The organism is Methyloversatilis sp. XJ19-49, from assembly GCF_024580145.1.
Classification (GTDB): Bacteria; Pseudomonadota; Gammaproteobacteria; order Burkholderiales; family Rhodocyclaceae; genus Methyloversatilis.
In genome coordinates this window covers 1-2,188 of sequence record NZ_JANINI010000033.1, presented here as the reverse complement: position 1 = coordinate 2,188, position 2,188 = coordinate 1, and the positions used below count along the sequence as shown (strand labels likewise).

Below are 2,188 nucleotides of genomic sequence, written 5' to 3'. Positions count from 1 at the left end.
GGGCAGCGGTCGCGGCGCAGTGGCGTTCGACGGGGCATCGCTGACGAAGCGCGAGGCGGCGAACAGCGAGCCGGTGCTGCCGCGTTCGCGCGGCGGGGCGCTGGGCAAGGTGAGGCGGGTTCAGCCTGCCACCGCTGCGGCGGTCGACGAGGAAGAGTGGGAAGAGTTCTGAACCACCCGCTCACATGGACACGGAACAGTCAGCAACACAGCTTCTGGAGAGACGAATGAGGATGAACTCGCCGGTAACCCAGCGTGAGATCGAGGTGACGGAACGCCACAACATCGTGTCGCGTACCGACCTCAAGGGTCAGATCGTCTATGTGAATCAAGATTTCCTGGAAGTCAGCGGCTTCGAGGAATCCGAGCTGATCGGTCAGCCACACAACATCGTGCGTCATCCTGACATGCCGAAGGAAGCTTTCGAGGACATGTGGCGCTGCCTCAAGGCGCAGCGTCCATGGACCGGCATGGTGAAAAACCGCTGCAAGAACGGCGACCACTACTGGGTGGTCGCGAATGCCACGCCGCTGTTCGAGAACGGTTCGGTATCGGGTTACATGTCGGTGCGCACACGTGCGACGCGCGAACAGATCCAGGTGGCCGAGAAGGCCTATCGCGATTTCCGCGAAGGCAATGCAGCCGGGCTTGTCGTGCGCGACGGAGTGATTGTCAGGAAGGGCTTTTCACCGAAGCGCTTCATCGCCGACCTGAGCGTTCGTGCACGCATGTTTGCCATCATCGGATTCGTCGGCTTGATGATGTTGGCCATTGCCGGTATCGGCATGTATGAAATGAAGCTGACTGAATCGACCCTGCGCGGGGTTTATCACGATCGCGTACTGCCGAGTCAACAGCTCAAGTCAGTGGCTGACATGTATGCGGTGAACATCGTCGACACGGCACACAAGGTACGCAACGGCAACCTCGACTTCGCCGAAGGCTCACGCAGCCTGGCTTTGGCAAACGACACGATAGAGAAAAACTGGAACGCCTACCTCGCCAGCGAAATGACCGGCGAGGAAGCCGCCCTGATTGCGCAGGCAAAGCCGTTGATGGCCACGGCCGATGCGTCGATCGAACGTCTGGCCGCGATCATGCGCAGCAAGGACATGGACGCATTGACGGCTTATACCGTCAGTGACCTGTACCCGGTCATCGATCCCATTTCCGGAAAGATCAGTGAATTGATCGATCTGCAGATCCGGGTGGCCGGTGGCGAGATCCAGCGTGTCCGCGATGAATCTTCGCGCGTCTTCATCATCATTTCGGCGCTGCTGGTCTTTGGCCTCCTGCTGGCCGCGCTGGGCGCCTGGCTGCTGATGCGTGCCATCGTCAGGCCGATCAACGACGTGACCGCCATGCTGCACCGGATGACCGACGGTCAGCTCGATGTGGCGATCGATACCACCCGCCGCGACGAAATGATCGTCATCTTCGACGCAGCCAAGTCGATGAAGATCAAGCTGGGTGCCGACATGGCGGAAGCAAGGCGCGTCGCCAACGAAAACCTGCGCATCCGCGAGGCTCTGGACAGCGTCACGACCAATGTCCGCATCGCCGACAACCACGGTCGCGTCATCTACGCCAACAAGACCCTGCTCGACACATTGCGCCGCACCGAAGCGGAAATCCGCAAGAAGGTGCCGACGTTCTCGGCAGAGCATTTCATCGGCAGCGACATCACGGTGTTCTACGACGATCCGGAAGCGGCACGCCGTCGGCTGGCAGGTCTGTCCGCCACGGTGCAGAGCGAGATCGTCATCGGCGGGCGTCTGTACCGGCTGACCACCAGTCCGATTGTCAACGAAGCCGGGCAGCGTCTGGGGTCGGTCGGCGAATGGCTCGATCGCACCGACGAGGATGCCATCGAAAAGGAAGTGACCGATCTCGTGCAGTCAGCGAGTCGGGGTGACTTCGGCAAGCGACTGTCGGCGGACGGCAAGCAGGGCTTCTTCAAGGCGCTGTCCGACGGGCTCAACGGGCTGGTGGCCCAGGTTTCCGACAGCCTGACCGATCTTGCATCGGTACTCAACGCGATGGCGCAGGGTGACCTGAGCCGCAAGATCGAGCGCGATTACGCGGGGACGTTCGGTCGGCTGAAGGAAGACACGAATACGACGGTGGACAAGCTGCGCGAGGTAGTGGGTCGGATCAAGGATTCGACGGAGGCGATCAACACGGCGGC

Annotated in this window: 1 protein-coding gene; it reads left to right on the top strand. The window is 61.1% G+C overall.

Annotated features, from left to right (window positions below; translation table 11 throughout):
- Positions 1 to 227: 227 nt before the first annotated feature.
- Positions 228 to 2,188: PAS domain-containing protein (locus NMQ16_RS19095; protein ID WP_373566817.1), on the top strand; the 1,961-nt coding region annotated here is incomplete at its 3' end.